19 protein-coding genes are annotated in these 18,434 nt (G+C 68.4%); 14 read left to right on the top strand and 5 right to left on the bottom strand.

Annotation, left to right across the window (positions count from 1 at the left end; translation table 11 throughout):
* Nucleotides 1–9: 9 nt before the first annotated feature.
* The 10 genes from hisB to GV007_RS00125 all read left to right on the top strand — a co-directional run bounded on the left by hisB (nt 10) and on the right by GV007_RS00125 (nt 9,794).
* On the top strand, nt 10–618 hold the full coding sequence (gene hisB / locus GV007_RS00170; RefSeq protein ID WP_160070495.1) for an imidazoleglycerol-phosphate dehydratase HisB: 609 nt from the start codon (nt 10–12) through the stop codon (nt 616–618).
* Nucleotides 615–1,268 (top strand): imidazole glycerol phosphate synthase subunit HisH, encoded by a 654-nt coding sequence (gene hisH, locus GV007_RS00165; RefSeq protein WP_160070494.1) that lies wholly within the window; start codon nt 615–617, stop codon nt 1,266–1,268. Before hisB ends, hisH begins: the two co-directional genes overlap by 4 nt.
* Before the next feature lie 121 nt (nt 1,269–1,389).
* On the top strand, nt 1,390–2,133 hold the full coding sequence (gene priA, locus GV007_RS00160; RefSeq protein ID WP_104298968.1) for a bifunctional 1-(5-phosphoribosyl)-5-((5-phosphoribosylamino)methylideneamino)imidazole-4-carboxamide isomerase/phosphoribosylanthranilate isomerase PriA: 744 nt from the start codon (nt 1,390–1,392) through the stop codon (nt 2,131–2,133).
* 17 nt (nt 2,134–2,150) lie between these two features.
* On the top strand, nt 2,151–2,996 hold the full coding sequence (locus GV007_RS00155; protein WP_160070493.1) for an SseB family protein: 846 nt from the start codon (nt 2,151–2,153) through the stop codon (nt 2,994–2,996).
* A 108-nt stretch (nt 2,997–3,104) separates the two neighbouring features.
* Nucleotides 3,105–4,226, top strand: coding sequence for a polyprenyl synthetase family protein (locus GV007_RS00150; RefSeq protein ID WP_160070492.1), 1,122 nt, complete (start codon nt 3,105–3,107; stop codon nt 4,224–4,226).
* Nucleotides 4,226–5,092: a phytoene/squalene synthase family protein gene (locus GV007_RS00145; protein WP_160071507.1), complete on the top strand. Its 867-nt coding sequence runs from the start codon at nt 4,226–4,228 to the stop codon at nt 5,090–5,092. Before GV007_RS00150 ends, GV007_RS00145 begins: the two co-directional genes overlap by 1 nt.
* Complete coding sequence (gene crtI / locus GV007_RS00140; protein ID WP_160070491.1) at nt 5,089–6,657, top strand: phytoene desaturase family protein; 1,569 nt, start codon at nt 5,089–5,091, stop codon at nt 6,655–6,657. The genes GV007_RS00145 and crtI overlap by 4 nt, the downstream gene beginning before the upstream one ends.
* Nucleotides 6,654–7,346 (top strand): monooxygenase, encoded by a 693-nt coding sequence (locus tag GV007_RS00135; RefSeq protein WP_160070490.1) that lies wholly within the window; start codon nt 6,654–6,656, stop codon nt 7,344–7,346. Before crtI ends, GV007_RS00135 begins: the two co-directional genes overlap by 4 nt.
* An 85-nt stretch (nt 7,347–7,431) precedes the next feature.
* The gene (locus tag GV007_RS00130; RefSeq protein WP_160070489.1) at nt 7,432–8,271 is read left to right on the top strand and encodes a carotenoid biosynthesis protein; all 840 of its coding nucleotides are present in this window, start codon (nt 7,432–7,434) and stop codon (nt 8,269–8,271) included.
* The gene (locus GV007_RS00125) at nt 8,268–9,794 is read left to right on the top strand and encodes a phytoene desaturase family protein (protein WP_160070488.1); all 1,527 of its coding nucleotides are present in this window, start codon (nt 8,268–8,270) and stop codon (nt 9,792–9,794) included. Before GV007_RS00130 ends, GV007_RS00125 begins: the two co-directional genes overlap by 4 nt.
* 79 nt (nt 9,795–9,873) lie before the next feature.
* On the opposite strand, the gene GV007_RS00120 is transcribed toward GV007_RS00125, so the two are convergent.
* On the bottom strand, nt 9,874–10,248 hold the full coding sequence (locus GV007_RS00120) for a DUF1844 domain-containing protein (RefSeq protein ID WP_160070487.1): 375 nt from the start codon (nt 10,246–10,248) through the stop codon (nt 9,874–9,876).
* Between the two features lie 291 nt (nt 10,249–10,539).
* Between GV007_RS00120 and infC the strand changes: the two genes are divergently transcribed.
* The 4 genes from infC to GV007_RS00100 all read left to right on the top strand — a co-directional run bounded on the left by infC (nt 10,540) and on the right by GV007_RS00100 (nt 12,808).
* Complete coding sequence (gene infC, locus GV007_RS00115; protein WP_104240891.1) at nt 10,540–11,211, top strand: translation initiation factor IF-3; 672 nt, start codon at nt 10,540–10,542, stop codon at nt 11,209–11,211.
* Complete coding sequence (gene rpmI, locus GV007_RS00110; protein WP_104240892.1) at nt 11,211–11,405, top strand: 50S ribosomal protein L35; 195 nt, start codon at nt 11,211–11,213, stop codon at nt 11,403–11,405. Before infC ends, rpmI begins: the two co-directional genes overlap by 1 nt.
* A 39-nt stretch (nt 11,406–11,444) precedes the next feature.
* A complete protein-coding gene (gene rplT / locus GV007_RS00105) occupies nt 11,445–11,831 on the top strand; it encodes a 50S ribosomal protein L20 (RefSeq protein WP_068481110.1) in 387 nt (128 codons plus the stop codon).
* 176 nt (nt 11,832–12,007) lie between these two features.
* Nucleotides 12,008–12,808 (top strand): TrmH family RNA methyltransferase, encoded by an 801-nt coding sequence (locus tag GV007_RS00100; RefSeq protein WP_160070486.1) that lies wholly within the window; start codon nt 12,008–12,010, stop codon nt 12,806–12,808.
* 175 nt (nt 12,809–12,983) lie between these two features.
* On the opposite strand, the gene GV007_RS00095 is transcribed toward GV007_RS00100, so the two are convergent.
* From GV007_RS00095 to GV007_RS00080, 4 genes are all read right to left on the bottom strand, one after another.
* Complete coding sequence (locus GV007_RS00095; protein WP_160070485.1) at nt 12,984–14,846, bottom strand: ABC transporter ATP-binding protein; 1,863 nt, start codon at nt 14,844–14,846, stop codon at nt 12,984–12,986.
* Nucleotides 14,843–16,603: an ABC transporter ATP-binding protein gene (locus GV007_RS00090; protein ID WP_160070484.1), complete on the bottom strand. Its 1,761-nt coding sequence runs from the start codon at nt 16,601–16,603 to the stop codon at nt 14,843–14,845. Before GV007_RS00090 ends, GV007_RS00095 begins: the two co-directional genes overlap by 4 nt.
* A gap of 164 nt (nt 16,604–16,767) precedes the next feature.
* Entirely contained in the window at nt 16,768–17,769 is a 1,002-nt protein-coding gene (locus tag GV007_RS00085; protein WP_160070483.1) for an amino acid ABC transporter permease, read from the bottom strand.
* Complete coding sequence (locus tag GV007_RS00080; RefSeq protein ID WP_104240896.1) at nt 17,766–18,419, bottom strand: amino acid ABC transporter permease; 654 nt, start codon at nt 18,417–18,419, stop codon at nt 17,766–17,768. The genes GV007_RS00085 and GV007_RS00080 overlap by 4 nt, the downstream gene beginning before the upstream one ends.
* Nucleotides 18,420–18,434: the final 15 nt, after the last annotated feature.

The raw sequence follows: 18,434 nt of genomic DNA, 5'->3' as shown, positions 1-18,434 counted from the left end.
GCTGGAGCGATGACCACGACGCCACGCACCGCGACCGTCTCACGCGCGACGAGCGAGTCCTCGATCGAGCTGAGCCTGAACCTCGACGGGACCGGCATCGCCGACATCCAGACGTCGGTTCCGTTCTACGACCACATGCTGAACGCTTTCGCGAAGCACTCGCTGACCGATCTCACGATCCGTGCGACGGGTGACACCGAGATCGACGTGCACCACACGGTCGAGGACACGGCGATCGTGCTCGGCCAGGCGATCCGCCAGGCCCTCGGCGACAAGTCGGGCATCGCGCGCTACGGCGATGCGAGGGTGCCGCTCGATGAGTCGCTCGCCCAAGCCGTCGTCGACATCTCGGGGCGTCCGTTCCTCGTGCACACCGGCGAGCCGGAGGCCTTCGTCTACCACCTCATCGGCGGACACTTCACGGGCGCGATGGTGCGTCACGTCTTCGAGGCGATCACGTTCCACGCCGGCCTGACGGTGCACGTCGAGGTCATCCGCGGGCGCGACCCGCACCACATCGCCGAAGCGGAGTTCAAGGCGTTCGCCCGTGCGTTCCGCGCGGCCAAGCGTTTCGACCCGGAGGTCGTGGGCATTCCTTCGACCAAGGGCGCGCTGTGACTCCAGTCGAACGCCCACGGGTGGTCGTCGCTGACTACGGCTCGGGCAACGTGCACTCCGCCGTGAAGGCGCTCGAAGCGGCTGGTGCCGAGGTCGAGCTGACGGCCGACCGCGCTGCCGCCTACGATGCGGACGGCTATGTCGTGCCAGGTGTCGGGAGCTTCGCTCACGTCATGGAGGCCATCAATCGTCAGCGCATCGGGGAGATCGTCGGTCGGCGCCTCGCAGGCGGGCGCCCCGTGCTCGGCATCTGCGTCGGCATGCAGATCTTCTTCGACGGCGGTATCGAGGGTGGCAAGAGAGCCGAAGGCCTGGGCGAATGGCCGGGCGAGGTGACCGAGCTGCGGGCCGAGGTCCTTCCGCACATGGGATGGAACCTCGTCGACCCACCGGTCGACTCGAAGCTGTTCGCCGGCATCGCTCGCGAGCGCTTCTACTTCGTGCACTCGTACGCGGCGCATGAGCTCCCGCTCGACCCGCATCCGAAGGCCCGCCCGGTGCTCGTGACCCATGCCGAACACGGCGAGCGCTTCATCGCCGCAGTCGAGAACGGCCCCTTGTCGGCGACGCAGTTCCACCCGGAGAAGTCCGGCGAGGCTGGCGTGCGCCTGCTTCGGAACTGGATCGAGACGCTGCCGAAGCGCGGCTAGTGCTGCTGCGTCGGCGCGCTGCACCGCCGCCTGCCGATACGCTATTGCCCGGACTGCCAGGGCATCCCCTTCCGGCGTCGATGCCCCGGCGCCTCAGAACGAGAACAAGGAACCTACGCGCGTGAGCGAATTCAACACGTCACCGGAGCTCGTGCTCTTCCCCGCAATCGACCTCGCCGGCGGCAAGGCGGTGCGTCTGGTTCAGGGCGAGGCCGACTCCGCCACGAACTACGGCGATCCGGTGGATGCGGCGGAGGACTGGATCGAGCAGGGCGCGGAGTGGATCCACCTCGTGGACCTCGACGCGGCCTTCGGGCGCGGGGAGAACCGCAGCGTCATCAAGCGCGTCATCCGGGCGGCCAAGCACGTCAATGTCGAGCTGTCCGGCGGGATCCGCGACGACGAGTCCCTCGAGCGTGCGGTCGACGCCGGTGCGCGCCGCATCAACCTCGGCACCGCCGCGCTCGAGAATCCGGAGTGGGCGGCGAACGTCATCGCTCGCTACGGCGAGCTCATCGCCGTTGGCCTCGACGTGCGTGGCACCACGCTCGCGGCTCGCGGCTGGACGCGCGATGCTGGTGACCTCTGGTCGGTGCTCGAACGGCTCGAGGAAGCCGGCTGTGCACGCTACGTCGTGACCGACGTGACGAAGGACGGCACCCTCCAGGGCCCGAACCTGCAGCTCCTCAGTGACATCCTCGACCGGACCGACCGTCCCGTCGTCGCCTCGGGTGGCGTTTCGAGTCTCGACGACATCGCGGCGCTGCGCGGCCTCGTGCCGCAGGGGCTCGAGGGCGCGATCATCGGCAAGGCGCTCTACTCGGGGGCCTTCACGCTTGTCGAGGCCCTCGACGTCGCATCCTGACTCGAGAGGTCTGACCCATGCCGTCGCTGCCAGAGCACTTCCAGCCCAGCAAGGCCGACTCTGCTGGCCAGAGCTGGTCTGGGCGGAGCTTCGGCGACAATCCGTTCCGCGATGACGACGGGACGGCGCCGGCGCAGTTCGTCGCGGCGATGCGGCGCTTCCGTGCGCGGGAGGTGGGTCCCGACGCGGTGGTCGACGCATTGCGGCAGGCTCGCGTGCTGATCCCCCTCGTGGCGAAGCTGGGCGAAGCCGATGTCAACGCGCAGGGTGTCACCGTCGACAAGAGCGCTGATCTCTCCATCGTGACGGTCGCCGGCCCAGACGGTCGCACGGTCCTCCCTGTGTTCACCTCGGCGGAGGCCATGAGGGCCTGGAATCCCAAGGCTCGGCCGGTGCCTGCGCTCATGCAGCGGGCGGCCATCTCGGCTGCTGCCGAGGGCAGCGACCTCATCGTGGTGGATCCGACGAGCGAGACGGAGTTCGTCGTCCGCCGCCCGGCAGTTTGGGCGATCGCGCAGGAGCAGAGCTGGGTGGCCCCGTGGGTGAGCCCGGTTGTCACGGGTGAGCTGTCGAGGGTGATGGCAGAGCTCGAGGAGGTGCTCGGCATCGACCTCGTGCCTGGAGATCCGGAGGCACGCCTGGCTGGCCCCGAGCTGCGTGTGGTGCTCCACGTCGGTGGTGACGCTGGCCGCGAGGAGCTCGCGGATCTGTCTCGCCGAGCGAGCGAGCTGCTGCAGGGGAGCGAGGCGTTCCGCACCGAAGTCGACTCGCTCGGCATCTCGTTCGCGCGGGCCAGCGCTGTTGCCTCGAGCGACGCGGAGAACCGGCGACGAGATTCTAAGCGCTCGTGGTGGAGGCGCTGAGGGGATTGACCAGGCACGGCAACTCGGGGAAGGCTTGCCTGTACGCTCGAGTAGAAGTAATTAGATACTCTTATTGCTAGCCAACCGAGCTAAAGGGAGTGGTGCCGAGTGATCCGTGAGCCTCTGGCGAGCCCCCGTGGCCAGGGTTCGGACTTCGACCTCGCAGCGCAGCAGCTGCTCGAGGTGAGAAGGCGAATCGAGGAGTTCCTGGCCGGACGAGTCGCGGCTGCGGCCGCGATCGACGAGGGCCTCGCGACGCTGTGGCGCATCACGGCTCGCAGCGCCGAAGGCGGAAAGCTCTTCCGCCCTGCGCTGGTCATGCAGGCCTACCTGTCCTACACGGGCGCAGCAGAGGTGCCTGAGGCGGTCATGGAACTTGCGACCGCGACCGAGCTGCTCCACCTCGCGTTCCTGACCCACGACGACGTGATCGACAACGACACCATGCGCAGGGGTGAGCTGAATCTCCTCGGCAGCGTCGAGGAGATCGTGGGAGGACCGGAGTTCGACGACGAGCGCGGCAACCGCCTGGGGCAGGCCGCCGCGATCCTGGTCGGCGACCTCCTGCTCTCCGAAGCGCACCTGAGGGTTGCGCGCATCGACCAGCCCCACGCCGTTCGTCTGCGCGTGCTCGATGCCATCGAGCGTGCCCTCGCGGTCTCGGTTGCCGGTGAGTTCAGCGACGTGAGCCTGTCGGTTCGAAGCGACCATCCGGCATTGGCCGAGGTCCTGTCGATGAGCTCGAACAAGACCTCCGCGTACACCGTGCTGCTGCCGCTCGAGCTCGGTCTGATCGCAGCGGGTGCCGAGGGTGCGGTGGATGCGCGTCTCATCGCCCAGTTCTCGGACGCCGCCGGGCTCGCCTTCCAGCTGCAGGACGACCTGTTCGGTGTCTTCGGAGACCAGCACAAGCTCGGGAAGGCGCCGTACTCGGATATCCGGGAGGGCAAGTTCACGGCGCTCATCGCCCTGGCCTGCGGAACCCCGGTCTGGGGTGAGCTCGAGTCGCTGCTCGGCGATCCGATGCTCAGCGAGGCGGATGGCGCGAGGGCGCGCGACCTCATCGACGCGTCTGGCTCGCGCGCCGCTGTCGAGCAGGAGCTCGCGGCCCAGTTCTCGAGGGCACGAGCCGCCGCGAGGGCCGTGGGTGCTTCTGGACGCGAGGGGGAGCGGAACCTTGCCGAGATGCTGGAGCGTCTGCTGATGCTGCTGGAGAGGCGCACGTCGTGATGTCGCCACTCGAGCAGTACACGCGCACCGCGGAGAAGTCCGCGGCCGAGGTCATCTTCGCCTACTCGAGTTCCTTCGGTGCGGCATCGCGCTTCCTCGGGCGCCGGACGGTCAAACCGGTGCGCAGCATCTACGCGCTGGTCCGCGTGGCCGATGAGATCGTGGATGGTGTCGGCGCGCTTGCCGGCCTCTCCCTCGAGCAGCAGCACGCGGCGCTCGACGGGCTCGAGGCGCAGGCGCTCGAGGCCATCGAGTCGGGCTTCAGCACGAATCTGGTTGTCCACGCGTTCGCGGTGACGGCGCGACGCTGCGGGTTCGGGGCCGAGCTTGTCGTGCCCTTCTTCGCTTCGATGCGCATGGATCTCGAGCCTCGCTCGCTCGACGTGGAGGAGCAACGGCGCTACGTCTACGGTTCAGCTGAGGTCGTGGGGCTGATGTGCGTGCGGGTGTTCCTCACCGGTGTCTCTCGCACCCCAGAGCAGCGGGAGCGCATCGACGCGGCGGCCTGCGCGCTCGGCGCCGCGTTCCAGAATGTGAACTTCCTCCGCGACGTGGGCGATGACGCCGACCGGCTCGGCAGGGACTACCTGCCGGTGGAGGGTCTGGAGTCGGCGCCGCTCGACGAGCGGCGCAAGCTCATCTGGCTGGACCGCATCCGCGCCGATCTCGCGACAGCGGATGCGGGCATCCCGCTGCTGCCGAGGGATTGCCGCAGAGGCGTGGCCCTCGCGAGTGCTCTCTTCGCTGCGCTCGCCGACCGCATCGCGGCGACGCCGGCCGATCAGCTGCGCACCACACGCGTGAGAGTTCCCGGCGCCGAGAAGGCGCGCATCGCAGCACGAGTCCTTCTGGAGACACGATCATGAGCACCCGAGCAGTAGTCATCGGCGCCGGAATGGCCGGCCTCGCCACAGCGATCCTGCTCGCACGGGACGGCTTCGCCGTGACGGTGCTCGAGAAGAACGACCGGGTCGGCGGCCGTGCGGGCCTCCTCGAGGTCGACGGCTTCCGCTTCGATACCGGCCCGAGCTGGTACCTGATGCCGAGCGTCTTCGACCACTACTTCGCGCTTGCGGGCACGAGTACCGAGGAGCAGCTGGATCTGCGCATGCTCGACCCCGGCTACCGCGTCTTCCCGGAGCCGGAGCAGGCGGGGGGCGCAAGCGAGCCCCTCTCCATCCCGTACGGACAGGATGCCGTGCGCGAGCTCGTCGCTGAGCTCGAGCCCGAGGCGCTTGCCGCTTTCGACGACTACCTCGAGACCGCGAGACGCGCCATGGACATGGCGGAGGAATCATTCCTCTACAACACGTTCAAGAACCCGGCGACCCTGCTCGGCGCCCCCGTTCGCCGCGAACTCCCCGAGCTCCTCACGTGGCTCACGGTCCCGCTCGAGAAATTCGTGGAGGAGTCGTTCACGCATCCGCTGCTCAGGCAGATCCTCGCCTACCAGGCGGTGTTCCTCGGAACCGACCCGCGCCGCGCTCCGGCGATCTACCACCTCATGAGTCGCATGGATCTCGTCGAGGGCGTGCAGTACCCCATGGGCGGCTTCACCGCCGTGGTGGATGCGCTGCATCGGCTCGCCGTCGACGCCGGCGTCGAGTTCCGGCTCGAGGCCGAGGTCACGGACATCGCCGTGTCGCACGGTTGGAGCCGTGGCGTGCACTGGCGCGACGCTGACGGGCAGCGGCACTTCGAGGACGTCGAGGTGGTCGTCTCCGCCGCTGACCTGCATCACACGGAGACGCGGCTGCTGCCAGAGCGATACCGCAGCTACCCGGAGCGCGTGTGGAAGCGCACCTCGTCGGGTCCTGGTGCCGTGCTGGTGATGCTCGGCGTCGAGGGCGAGTTGCCCGCCTTGCCGCACCACTCGCTGCTGCTCACGAAGGAGTGGGGAGAGAACTTCGACGCCATCTTCGGCGAGGGCGTCGCCCTGCCTGACCCGGTCTCCGTCTACGTCTGCAAGCCGAGCGCCACGGATCCGGCAGTCGCGCCGGAAGGGCACGAGAACTTGTTCCTGCTCATCCCGGTCAAGGGCGACCCGAGCATCGGTGGGGGAGGAGCGGACGGGGCGGGCGATGCAGAGGTCGAGCGGATCGCCGATCTCGCGATCTCCCAGCTCGCCGAGTGGACGGGAGTCTCCGACCTGGGGCGCCGCATCGTGGTTCGTCAGACACTCGGCCCGGCCGATTTCGTGCACGACTACAACTCTTGGCGGGGCGGCATTCTCGGCCCGTCGCATGAGCTCGCCCAGTCGGCCATGCTGCGCGCTGGCAACGCGTCCCCGAAGGTCAAGGGGCTCTACTACGCGGGTGCGACCGTCAACCCCGGCGTCGGCGTGCCGATGTGCCTGATCAGTGCCGAGCTGGTGCTCAAGCATGTGCGGGGCGACCGGAGCGCTGGCCCCCTCGAGGTCGACCGCCGGTGACGGTCACCACCGTCCACCTCTGGGGAACCGGCAGCGCGAGCGCCGGCCTCTCTCTGACCGCGAAGACCACGCTGCAGCTCCTGGGCCGGCGACGTCCGGAGGGTCTGCGATTCGCGCGGGTCATGGGCACGGCGCGGGCGACGAGCTTCTCCTCTCGCGACGCCGACCTCGGGCATTGGGCGCTCGTCGCCGCCTGGGAGTCGCTCGAGGCTGCGGACGCGTTCGATCGAGGGGCCCTCGTCGGCGCGTGGGACGCACGCTCGCGGGAGCGGCTCAGAGTGCGGATGCGCGCTATCCGCTCGGTCGGCCTCTGGGGAGGTCGCGAGCCGTTCGGGCCCGCCGTCGCCGAGGCCGAGGAGGGGCAGCGAGTGGCCGTCATCACGCGGGCGCGAATCCGGGCCTCGGCGGTGCCGCGCTTCACGGGAACCGTGCCACCCATCGCTGCCGAACTCCTCCGCGCGAGGTCGCGGGGTCTCGGTCTCGCGTTCGGGATGGGCGAGCTGCCAGCCGGCCTCCTCGGCACCTTCACCCTCTGGGAGTCCGAGCCGGCGCTTCGCGCCTTCATCAGCGGCGCACCATCGCACAGGGCCGCCATGGCCGACAGTCGAGCGGGCGGATGGTTCGCCGAGGAGCTGTTCGCGCGCTTCGCGGTCGATGCCGTCGAGGGCTGGTCGGCCAGGACTGCATGACCTGCCTCGCGAAGAGCACACCACCATCCGCCAGAACGTCAGACGACGCAGATCCAGAGCCACGACCGAGAGGAACGGACTCAAGATGACCGCCATCACACGACGACTCATGTGGGTGACACTCGCAGCAGGCATGTTCGTCCAGAGCCTGTTCGCATTCACCGGCGGCGGCACTGTGCCGCTGACCATCGCGAGCGTCGCCCTGCTCGCCGCCACGGGGGTGCTCCACGCCTGGGCGACCCGCGGGCCGCGGTTCGCCTCCGTGCTGCTCGCCGCCGCCGCGATCGGCTTCTTCGCGGAAGTCGTCGGAGTCGCCACGAGCTTCCCGTTCGGACAGTACATCTACACGCCGTCGCTCGGCTTCTCGCTCTTCGAGGTACCGCTCATCGTGCCGCTCGCCTGGGTGACGATCGCCTACCCCGCGGTGATCATCGCTCGCCGACTCGTCGGCACGGCGCCTGGCGCGGCGCGACGTATCGTGCGCGTCGCCGTGGCCGCATGGGCGCTCACCGCCTGGGACGTCTTCCTCGACCCCCAGATGGTCGATTCGGGGCATTGGGGCTGGAAGCACCCTGACCCGGGGATCCCCGGGGTCGACGGCATCCCGCTCACGAACTTCCTCGGCTGGTACCTGGTCTCGCTCATCATCTGCGGGCTCATCGACGCCGTCGCCGCTCGCTCGCAGAAGGTCGACGGCGCCCCGAGCGACGCAGCTCCCTTCACGGTCTACCTGTGGACGTACGCGACGTGCGTCGTCGGCAACCTCACGTTCTTCGAGCGCCCGAGCGTGGCGCTCGTCGGCGGCCTCATCATGGGCGCTGTCGCGATCCCGCTTGTCGTCGTGCTGCTGCGCGACTGGCGGGCGCGGAGAGCCGCGGGCTCCCTCGTGGCTTCCGGGGCGCAGGCGGGTGACTCCCCGCGATGAGCACGGTCGTGGTGATCGGGGCGGGGGTCGGCGGGCTCGCCGTGGCAGCCCGCCTGTCCGCGCTGGGCCACGACGTCACGGTGCTCGAGCAGGCCGAGAAGGTCGGGGGCAAGCTCGGCACCCTCGAGCATGACGGCTTCCTCTTCGACACGGGTCCGTCGCTTGTGACCATGCCATACGTCTTCGCCGAGCTGTTCGCGGAGACAGGAGCACCCATCGAGTCGGTTGTCGAGCTTCGCCGACTCGATGTCGCCTGCCGTTACCGGTTCGCCGACGGCAGCGAGCTCGACATGCCCGGAAGGATCGAGGAGATCCCCGCTGCGCTCGACGCGGCGCTCGGTGCGGGGACTGGGCATCAGTGGGCGCGCTTCCTCGAACGCTCGGAGCGCGTCTGGGACATCGCCAGGGGTCCTTTCCTGGAATCGCCCATCGATGCGGCTGGGATCGCGTCGCTCGCCGTGAATCCGCTGTCGCTCGCACGAGTGGCCCCATGGCGGAGTCTGCGCGGGTTCGGCGAGCGTGATCTCTTGGACCCTCGCCTGCGGGCGCTCCTGGATCGCTACGCGACGTACACAGGGTCTGACCCGAGGCGGGCGCCGTCTGCACTCGCGACGGTGCCGTACGCCGAGCAGGCCTACGGCTCCTGGTACGTGCCCGGTGGCCTCTGGCGGCTGGGGGAGGCTATCGCCGAACGCGCCGTGGAGCGCGGGGCACGCATTCGCACCGGGGTCAGGGTCGCCCGCATCCTCCAGGAGGGCGCCAGGGTCTCCGGGGTCGAGACGAGTGAGGGGGAGCGTCTCGCCGCAGATGTCGTCGTCGCGAACGCTGACGCTCAGTCCGTCTATGGGGAGCTGCTGCACAGCGAAGGGGCCCGGCGCGCCGCCAGGAGCCACGAGAAGCTCGACCCCTCGCTCTCGGGCTTCGTCATGCTCCTCGCCCTCGACGATCTCGAGAGTGCGAGCTTCGCGCACGATGAGGCGACGCACCACAGGGTGCTCTTCGCCGAGGACTACGACGCCGAGTTCGATGCGGTCTTCGGTGTCGGGACGCACGCGGGGTCCGGGCCGAGGCCGGTCGAGCGGCCCACGATCTACGTCTCGGCGCCGCAGGATCCGGCGACCGTTCCGGGGCCGAGCAATGGCGCCTGGTTCGTCCTCGTCAACGCGCCCAGGCACGAGCCGGAGCACGGTGTCGACTGGGACGAGCCGGGGCTCGCCGAGCGCTACGCGGAGTCACTGCTGGAGCTCATGGCCGAACGCGGCCTCGACGTGCGGCCGCACGTGAGATGGATGCGCATCCGCACGCCCGCGGACATCGAGCGCGACACGCTCTCTCCCGGAGGCTCGATCTACGGGACGGCGTCGAATGGCGCGAGGGCGTCATTCCTCCGGCCGGGCAATCGGCAGCCCGTCGACGGGCTCTACCTCGTAGGCGGCTCTTCGCACCCGGGCGGGGGGCTCCCGCTCGTGACTCTCTCGGCGGCTATCGTCGCGGAGCTGGTCGGGCCCGCCGAAGGCAGCTGAACGCTCCGAGACCGCCGCGCGACTCGAGGAAGCCCGCTCGCCGGCCCGAAGGCTCGGCAAACGGGCCCGTGGTCCGAGCTCAGCCGTAGACGGGGCCGGTGAGGTCTTCGCCTGGTCCCTTGCCGACGGGGTCCGGGTGGTCGGACGCCTCACGGAACGCAAGCTGCAGCGAGCGCAGGCCGTCGCGCAGGGGGCGCGCGTGGTGGTCGCCCAGGTAGGGGAGGCTCGCGGTGAGCAGACCTGCGAGCGCCGAGATGAGCTTGCGGGCCTCGTCGAGGTCGAGCTCGTCGTCCCCGCTGTCCTCGTCCAGGCCGCACGCGACGGCGGCGGCGCTCATGAGGTGGACGGCGGTTGTCGTGATGAGCTCGACGGCTGGAACTTCGCCGATGTCGCGACGCAGATCACCGTACTCTGGCTCGGCTGCGGAGGGGTTTTCGAGTGAGGCGTCGGTCACGCTGGTCCTTTGTCCGGAGTTCTGGTAATGTGGCGAGCGGTTTCTGCTGTGCAGAGGCCACGAAAGAGGATTCGTCCCACCCGCGCAAACCGCTCTACGTAGGTTACCGGGTTGCTCCACTCCCTTCCTTGCCCGGCCTCGCGGCTGTGCAGGAAGAGGTCACAGAGTTCGCACGAACTGCACTTGCTGCAGGATGCGCAGGCTCGGTGGCGATGGGTGGAAACACGCTGCGAGCGCAGCGTGGTTGGTGTGACGCCTCCTTTCCACATTCAGTGAAGTCAGGAGCCTTCCATCAGCGAACCACGTACCAATGACCGCATCCGTGCCAGTGAAGTCCGCCTTGTCGGCCCGGGCGGTGAGCAGGTCGGAGTAGTCAAGCTCGAGATGGCGCTGCGCCTCGCGCAGGAGTCTGAGCTCGACCTCGTCGAGGTCGCCCCCAACTCGAAGCCCCCCGTCGCCAAGATCATGGATTACGGGAAGTTCAAGTACGAGGCCGCCCAGAAGGCCAAGGAAGCACGTCGCAACCAGGCGAACACCGTCCTCAAAGAGGTTCGTTTCCGTCTGAAGATCGACGCCCACGACTACGAGACCAAGCGCAAGCGCGCCATCGGCTTCCTCGAAGACGGCGACAAGGTGAAGGCCATGATCCAGTTCCGCGGCCGCGAGCAGTCGCGCCCGGAGATGGGTGTGCGCCTCCTCCAGCGTTTCGCCGAGGAAGTCTCGGAGTACGGCACTGTCGAGTCAAACCCCATGATCGATGGCCGCAACATGGTCATGATCATCGGCCCGTTCCGAAACAAGTCCGACGTCAAGGCTGACGCTTCCGCGAAGCGGAATGCGGCCCGCGAGGCGTCTCGAGCGGCCAAGCACGGGCAGCCGTCAACTGGCGAAGCTGCGAATGAATCTGCAGATGAAGCTGCAACAGAGTCTGTACCAGAGTCTGCAACCACAGAGGAGAACTAATGCCGAAGCAGAAGACCCACTCGGGCGCCAAGAAGCGCTTCAAGGTCACGGGAAGCGGCAAGCTCATGAAGCAGCAGGCCGGCCTCCGCCACAACCTCGAGGTCAAGTCGCCGGGTCGCAAGGCTCGACTGAACCAGGACCAGCTGCTTTCCAAGGCAGACGCCAAGGTCGCCAAGAAGCTGCTCGGCCACTAAGCCGCCCGCACCCACACTTACTGAGGAGAATCAACACACATGGCACGTGTAAAGCGGGCAGTAAACGCCCATAAGAAGCGTCGCGTCATCCTTGAGCGCGCATCCGGCTACCGTGGACAGCGCTCGCGCCTGTACCGCAAGGCCAAGGAGCAGGTCATCCACTCGATGGTCTACTCCTACCGTGACCGTCGCGCCAAGAAGGGCGAGTTCCGTCGCCTCTGGATCCAGCGCATCAACGCCGGATCCCGCGCGAACGGCCTCACGTACAACCGCTTCATCCAGGGCCTCGGCCTTGCTGGCATCGAGGTCGACCGCCGTATCCTCGCTGAGCTCGCCGTGAACGAGCCCGCGACGTTCGCCGGTCTCGTCGAGGCAGCCAAGCAGGCGCTCCCGGCCGACACGTCGGCTCCGCGCGCAGCGGCCTAGTCACCACCGCGGCCCGATTCGCTCTCTGAGTGTGCCGGCCGTGTGAACATGCGGTCGAGAGTCCAGCTCTCGGCCGCATGTTCTTTTCCTAGGGCCTGCACTCTCCATCCGCACCTGGCTCGATGAGCATCCACTCAAGCAACGCAGCGCCTCGCGCGCAGGAAGAAGTCGACACCATGATCGAGAGCCCGCGCAACGCGCGCGTCAAGGACGTCAGGAAGCTCGCGCAGAAGTCGGAGCGTCAGGAGACTGGCCTCTTCGTCATCGAGGGGCCCCAGGCGGTCCGCGAAGCGCTGATCTCGCGCCCAGAGCTCATCGAGGAGCTGTTCGTCACGCCGACGGCGCTCGAGCGTCATTCCGAGCTGCGTGGCCTTGCCGAGGAAGCGCAGCTCGAGGTCGACTTCGCGAGCGAAGAGGCCATCGACGCGATGGCGGACACGCGCACTCCACAGGGCGTCATCGCCGTGTGCCGGCAGTTCCCCGCTTCGATTCGGGATGCGCTGAGCGGTTCGCCGAAGCTCGTCGCGATCCTCGAGGAGGTGCGCGACCCGGGCAACCTGGGCACGATCATCCGTGCCGCCGACGCTGCGGGCGCCGACGCGGTGATCCTCACGGGCCGGACCGTCGACCTCTACAACTCGAAGGTCGTGCGTTCGAGCACCGGCTCCATCTTCCACCTGCCGATCGCCGTCGAGGTGACCCTGGACGTCGCCACCTCGCGCGCTCGAGACGCTGGCCTCCGTGTCGTCGCCGCCGACATCGACGGCTCGGACCTGCTGTCGGCTCGTGACGCTGGCGAGCTGGCACAGCCGACCGCCTGGCTCTTCGGGAACGAGGCTCGCGGCCTCGACGCCGAGCAGCTCGCGTACGCCGACGCGACCATGAGCGTGCCGATCTACGGGCGAGCGGAGTCGATGAACCTCGCGACCGCGGCCTCTGTCTGCCTGTACGAGAGCGCGTTCGCTCAGCGCGCCTGACCGAAGCTCACCGGGACGCCCGGGCCTCTCCGCGATACTCGCGTCGAGCGCCCGGGCGTTGCTGCGTTCCTGCGTCCCTGCGCGCCTGGCTGTCTGCGCGCCAGTGAACCTCACCTTGTCTTCAGCGGACGTCAGCCGAGTTCGCGCGCGTCGCGGGACCGGCGGGGCATTCGCGTCAGTCGCTGTCGAGCGATGACAGCCAGGCGCTGTGCAGTTCGGCGTAGCGACCGCCACGCGCCACGAGCTCCGCAGGGGAGCCGTCCTCCACGATCGCTCCGCCATCGAGGACCAGTACACGGTCGGCGTCGTTGACGGTCGACAGGCGGTGGGCGATGATGACGGCCGTTCGGTCGTGCAGGAGGGTGCCGAGCGCCTTCTGGACGGCTCGCTCGCCCGGGATATCGAGGGAGCTCGTGGCCTCGTCGAGGATGAGCACCTCGGGGTCGGCGACGAAGGCGCGGGCGAAGGAGATGAGCTGGCGCTGTCCGGCCGAGAGCTTCACTCCACGGTGGCTCAGATCTGTGTTGTACCCGTTCGGCATGCGCCGGATGAACGGGTCGGCGCCGATGAGCTTCGCGGCCTGCTCGATCTCCTTGCGGCTCGCGCCCGGCCGTCCGAGCTCGATGTTGGAGGCGACGGTGCCCTGGAACAGGAAGGGATCCTGCGTGACCGTGATGACCCTTCGTCGCAGCTCGCTGTCCGGGATGTCGCGGAGGTCGACGCCATCGAGGAGCGCTTGCCCCTGTGTCGGATCCGCGAAGCGGGCGATGATGCTCGCCAGGGTGGTCTTCCCCGCCCCGGTCGGCCCCACGACCGCAACGGTCTGGCCGGCGGGAATGTGCAGGTCGACACGCTGCAGCACAAGCGGGCCGTCTCCGTAGGAGAACGCAGTGCCGCGGAGGGCGATGTCACCGGGCCCCGCGACATCGCGGTGGTCCTCCGTCCGCCGTGCCGGATCGTGCTTGGCATCTTGGGCGGGAGCCGCGACGCTGGGCTCTTCCTCGAGCACGCCCGAGATCTTCTCCAGGGCCGCGACTGCGGACTGGAAGGTGTTCGCGAACATGCCGACGGCCTCCATCGGCTGGAAGAGCTGCACGAGGTACAGCGCGGCTGCGACGAGGACGCCGACGCCGATGCTGCCCTCGAGCGTGCGGAGGCCGTTGATGAGCACCAGTACCGCGAGGCCGATGCTGCTGATGAGCTCGATGCCGGTGAAGAGATTGCCGAACGCCATCGCGGTGCGTCGACCGGTGTCGGTGTAGGCGCCGTTGAGTCCGCCGTACACGTCCGCGTTTCGCCCTTCGGCGCGGAAGGCCTGCATAGCGCGGATGCCCGTGATCGTCTCGACGAAGCGGACGATGAGTCGCGCTGAGCGTTCGCTCGACTCGCGGTAGAGGCGTGAGGAGACGACCTGGAACCGTCGGGTGACCAGCACGACGGGCACGAAGACCGCGAAGGCCACGAGGGCGGACAGCGGATCGAGGATGAGGAGGGCCGCTGCGATGAACGCCATCCGCGCGACGGCGTTCACCAGGTCGCCGAATCCGGACTCGAGGAGTTCGGCGACCGCATCGACGTCGTTCGTCTGGCGACTGATGACTCGCCCGGACGTGTAGCGCTGATGGAAGTCGAGGCCGAGACGCCCCGTGTGCTCGAAGAGCAGGGTCCGGACTCGCAGGAGCACGCGTTGGCTGAGCGCTGCGGCATTCCGGGTGAAGAGATTGGAGAGTCCGGCGTCGGTGACCGTCGCGAGGACGAGAGCGACGACGATGACCAGGAACGGAGCCGCATCGCCGTCGAGCAGCGTTGGAAGCCCCGTGTCGATGGCCTGTGAGAGCAGCAGTGGACCGGCGGCCGAGGCCGCCTGGCTGATGAGGACAAGCACCCCCAGCCACACGAGGCGCGCCTTGTGCGGGGCGAGGAGCCGGCTCATGAGTCGAAGTGAGCGTCGTCGGAGGACTCTGGCGGTGTCGCGGTCGACGCTCGTGAGGTGCTCGACCCGCACCCCGAGGGGTCCAGCAGCGCTGGGCTTGGTCATGCGACCACCTCGTCGACGTGGTCGCCCTGCCAGAGCAGGCCCCGGTACACGGGGTCGGCGGCGAGCAGCTCGCGGTGCTCGCCCAAGGCCGTGATGCGACCGTCGACGAGGACGGCGACACGGTCGGCGAGGGCCACGGTGGATGATCGGTGCGCGACGACAAGGGTCGTCACGCCGGAGAGAGCCGACCGGAGGGCCTCAGTCGCGAGGGTCTCGGTGCGCACGTCGACCGCCGAGAGCGGGTCGTCCAGGACGAGGACACGGGGGCGCGCGAGGATGGCGCGGGCGAGCGCGAGACGCTGCCGTTGGCCTCCCGAGAGACTGTGCCCCTCCTCCCCGATGAGGGTCTCGAGGCCTTCGGGGAGCTCGAGCGCGAAGCGAGCCTGCGCGACCGCCAGGGCGTCCCGCACCTCATCGTCGCTCGCGTCCGGTCGCCCGAGCGCGACGTTGTCTCTGACGCTGGCCGAGAAGAGCAGAGGCTGCTCGAAGGCGATGGCCACGTGGCTCCTGAGGTCGTCTCGGCGGAGATGGCGGATGTCGGTGCCGTCGAGCCGCACCTCGCCAGCGGTCGGATCGTGGAGGCGCACAGCGAGCTCGCTGAGCAGGCTCTTCCCACTCCCGGTCGCGCCGACGAGCGCAAGTGTCTCGCCGGGCACGAGGGTGAGGTCGATGCCTCGCAGCACCTCGTCGCCGTCCTGCGCATCCGGGAAGGCGAACCGCACATCCCGGAACTCGAGGACCCCAGGCCCGTCAGGAACGGGGAGCGGGCGCTCGGGGTCTGAGACTGCAGTCGCAGTATCGAGGACCTCGAAGACACGGGTCGTCGAGGCCGCCGCGTCGAGGGTGTCGGCGAAGAGGAAACCGAGGGAGCGTACCGGCCAGGCGAGCATGAGCGCCGTGAAGAGGAACGCGGAAAGCGCTCCGATCGTGAGCCTGCCGTCGGCGACGGCGATCACACCGAGGGCGAGCGAAGTGGCGACGGCGAGCTGGGGGAGCAGGATGAGCCATGAGCGCATGTCGGCTTGGCGGCGGGCCTTCTCGAGCTCGGTCCCACGCAGCGCCTGCGCCTCCTCGCGGAACGACTCGAGGAACTCTCCGCCACGACCGAAGGCCTTGATGACGCGGATTCCCTTCGCCGCCTCGCCGACCGTCGTCGCGAGCGCCCCAGCCTGGTCCTGGCTGCGGCGGGAGAGGCGTCCGTAGACGCGCTGGAAGCGAAGGGTGATGAGGGCCGTCGGGATGCTGAACACCGCGTAGAGGGAGCCGAGCACCGGATCGAGCCAGAGGAGCACGCCGATGCCGGCGACGACCGTGAGCAGGTTGACGCTCAGCATGATGAGGCCGAACGCGAGCCACCGGCGTATCCGGTTGAGGTCGACGGATGATCTGGACAGCAGCTGGCCTGCCTCCCACTCGTCGTGGAAGGCAGCAGGCAGGTCCTGCAGCCGGGCGAAGAGCTGATCCCGCACGCGTCGTTCGACGCCGACCATGGGCGTGAGCACGAAGATTCGTCGCAGGTACCAGAGGAGCGCTTCGAAGCAGCCGACGGCGAGGAGCGCGAGCGAGCCCCAGATGACGGCCGCCCGCTCGCCGGAGGAGACGGGGCCATCGACGATGAGGCGGATGATCTGCGGTCCGACGAGGCTCAGCCCGGCTGCGGTCAGGGCGGAGGCGAAGCCGGCGAAGAGGCTCCATCTGACCGGCCGCACGAACTCCCAGAGTCGCAGCAGTTCTCGAAGTCCGGGCTCAGCGCGCATCCGATACAGGCTAGTCGCCTCTGTCGGTGCAGCGGCGCGTCGGGGAGGGGCCGCTGACTTCCTGGGAGACGGAGAACCTCCCGAGAAACGGAGAACTCCCCGCGGGCCGGTGCCGAGAGACTCTCGGTGCCGGCCCGCGGGGAGCCTTCCTGCGTGGAGCGCGCCTAGACGCGGTCTCCGTCGCCCTGCTTGCGCAGATCGATCTGGCGCTGCGCCTCCGCCTGATCGTGCTTCGTCTTCTGGCGAGCTTCCTCTTCGAGCTCGAGCACGTCGGACTGCTGCACGAGGATCAGCTCCGTGTCGGTCACATTGCCCGCATTGGTGACGGGCTCTGGGGCGGCGCCCGCGATGACCTTCGGGTTCTGCGAGATGCGCTTCTGCACCACGGTCGCGAGCCAGGACAGCAGCACGCAGGTGGCGATGTAGACCGCGCCGATGACGATCGTGACCGGAATGTATGGGCGACCGTAATCCGCCTGGCCGCCGATGAGCTTCGCCATGTAGAGCAGCTCGTTGTACGTGATGATCGAGCCGAGGGCCGTGTCCTTCAGGGTCACGACCAGCTGCGCGATGATGACGGGCAGCATCGCGCGGATCGCCTGCGGGAGCAGGATGATCTGCATGACGCCGCTCTTGCGGAGGCCGATGGCGTATCCGGCTTCAGCCTGACCGCTCGGGAGCGACTGCACGCCGCTTCGGATGACCTCGGAGAGCACTGAGCCGTTGTAGGCGATCAGCGCGATGACGACGGCCCAGAACGGCTCCATCTTGATGCCGATGGCGGGCAGGCCGTAGTACATGAGCATCATGAGGATGAGGACGGGGATCGCACGGAGACCCTCGACCACGACCGTGAACGGGATGCGGACCCACGCGTGGTCCGACAGGCGGCCGATGGCGAGGACGAATCCGAGCGCCAACGCACCCACGGCTGCGACCAGGAACGCGCTGAGCGTGGCCCAGAGCGCCTCCGCGATCTGCGCCCAGATAGCCGCGTAGCCGAAGATCTGCCACTTGTCGGCGCTCAGGTTGCCCGTCGCGCTGAGGCGGTAGACGAGGAAGGCGACGAGGGCGACGATGACGACGACCGTCGCGATCCCGAGCAGCTTGTTGCGAGCGAGCGCGCGGGGGCCTGGGACATCGTAGAGAACAGAGGTCTGGCTCATCGGGCAACCTTCCAGTGGCGTTCGAGCGCGTTCTGCACCCACGAGAGCAGCAGGACGAGGACGATGAAGACGATGGCGACCCAGATGAGCACCTCCATCGCGTTCTCACCTCGCTCGCTCATGTTGGCGCGGATGATGCCCAGGTTGACGGCGGAGAACCCAGCAGCGACGGTGGTGTTCTTCAGCAGTGCGATGAGGACGCTCATCATGGGCGGGACGACGGCACGTGCTGCCTGGGGGAGCACGATGAGGGTCATGACCTGCCCGAAGGGGAGGCCGATGGCTCGCGCAGCCTCTGCCTGGCCGACAGGGACGGTGTTGATGCCGCTTCGGAGCACCTCGGCGACATACGTGGCGGTGTAGACGCCCAGCGCGAGAACGCCGAGCAGCAGATAGTCGGTGCGGCCCATGGGGAAGAGGACGGGCACCGCGAAGACGAAGATGAAGAACACGAGGGTGAGCGGGGTGTTGCGCACGAGGTTGACGTAGGCGGCGCCGACCGCCCGCGCGATCGGGACCGGCGAGACTCGCATGGCACCCACGATGAAGCCGAGGACGAGCGCGAGGAGCGCGCCCCCGAAGAAGAGGATGAGCGTCCCGAGAAGGGCCTCACTCCACAGGTCGAGGTGGTTCGTGAAGATATCGAACACGCTCGCCTTCCTTTC

Origin of the sequence: Pseudoclavibacter sp. 8L (assembly GCF_902506465.1) — a bacterium.
GTDB lineage: Bacteria > Actinomycetota > Actinomycetes > Actinomycetales > Microbacteriaceae > Pseudoclavibacter.
This window is presented reverse-complemented; position numbering and strand designations above follow the sequence as displayed.

Coding starts and splice junctions, on each gene's coding strand:
- hisB (WP_160070495.1), top strand. CDS start 10: ATGACCACGACGCCACGCACCGCGACCGTCTCACGCGCGACGAGCGAG.
- GV007_RS00155 (WP_160070493.1), top strand. CDS start 2,151: ATGCCGTCGCTGCCAGAGCACTTCCAGCCCAGCAAGGCCGACTCTGCT.
- GV007_RS00145 (WP_160071507.1), top strand. CDS start 4,226: ATGTCGCCACTCGAGCAGTACACGCGCACCGCGGAGAAGTCCGCGGCC.
- crtI (WP_160070491.1), top strand. CDS start 5,089: ATGAGCACCCGAGCAGTAGTCATCGGCGCCGGAATGGCCGGCCTCGCC.
- GV007_RS00130 (WP_160070489.1), top strand. CDS start 7,432: ATGACCGCCATCACACGACGACTCATGTGGGTGACACTCGCAGCAGGC.
- GV007_RS00125 (WP_160070488.1), top strand. CDS start 8,268: ATGAGCACGGTCGTGGTGATCGGGGCGGGGGTCGGCGGGCTCGCCGTG.
- rpmI (WP_104240892.1), top strand. CDS start 11,211: ATGCCGAAGCAGAAGACCCACTCGGGCGCCAAGAAGCGCTTCAAGGTC.
- rplT (WP_068481110.1), top strand. CDS start 11,445: ATGGCACGTGTAAAGCGGGCAGTAAACGCCCATAAGAAGCGTCGCGTC.
- GV007_RS00100 (WP_160070486.1), top strand. CDS start 12,008: ATGATCGAGAGCCCGCGCAACGCGCGCGTCAAGGACGTCAGGAAGCTC.
- GV007_RS00095 (WP_160070485.1), bottom strand. CDS start 14,846: ATGACCAAGCCCAGCGCTGCTGGACCCCTCGGGGTGCGGGTCGAGCAC.
- GV007_RS00090 (WP_160070484.1), bottom strand. CDS start 16,603: ATGCGCGCTGAGCCCGGACTTCGAGAACTGCTGCGACTCTGGGAGTTC.
- GV007_RS00085 (WP_160070483.1), bottom strand. CDS start 17,769: ATGAGCCAGACCTCTGTTCTCTACGATGTCCCAGGCCCCCGCGCGCTC.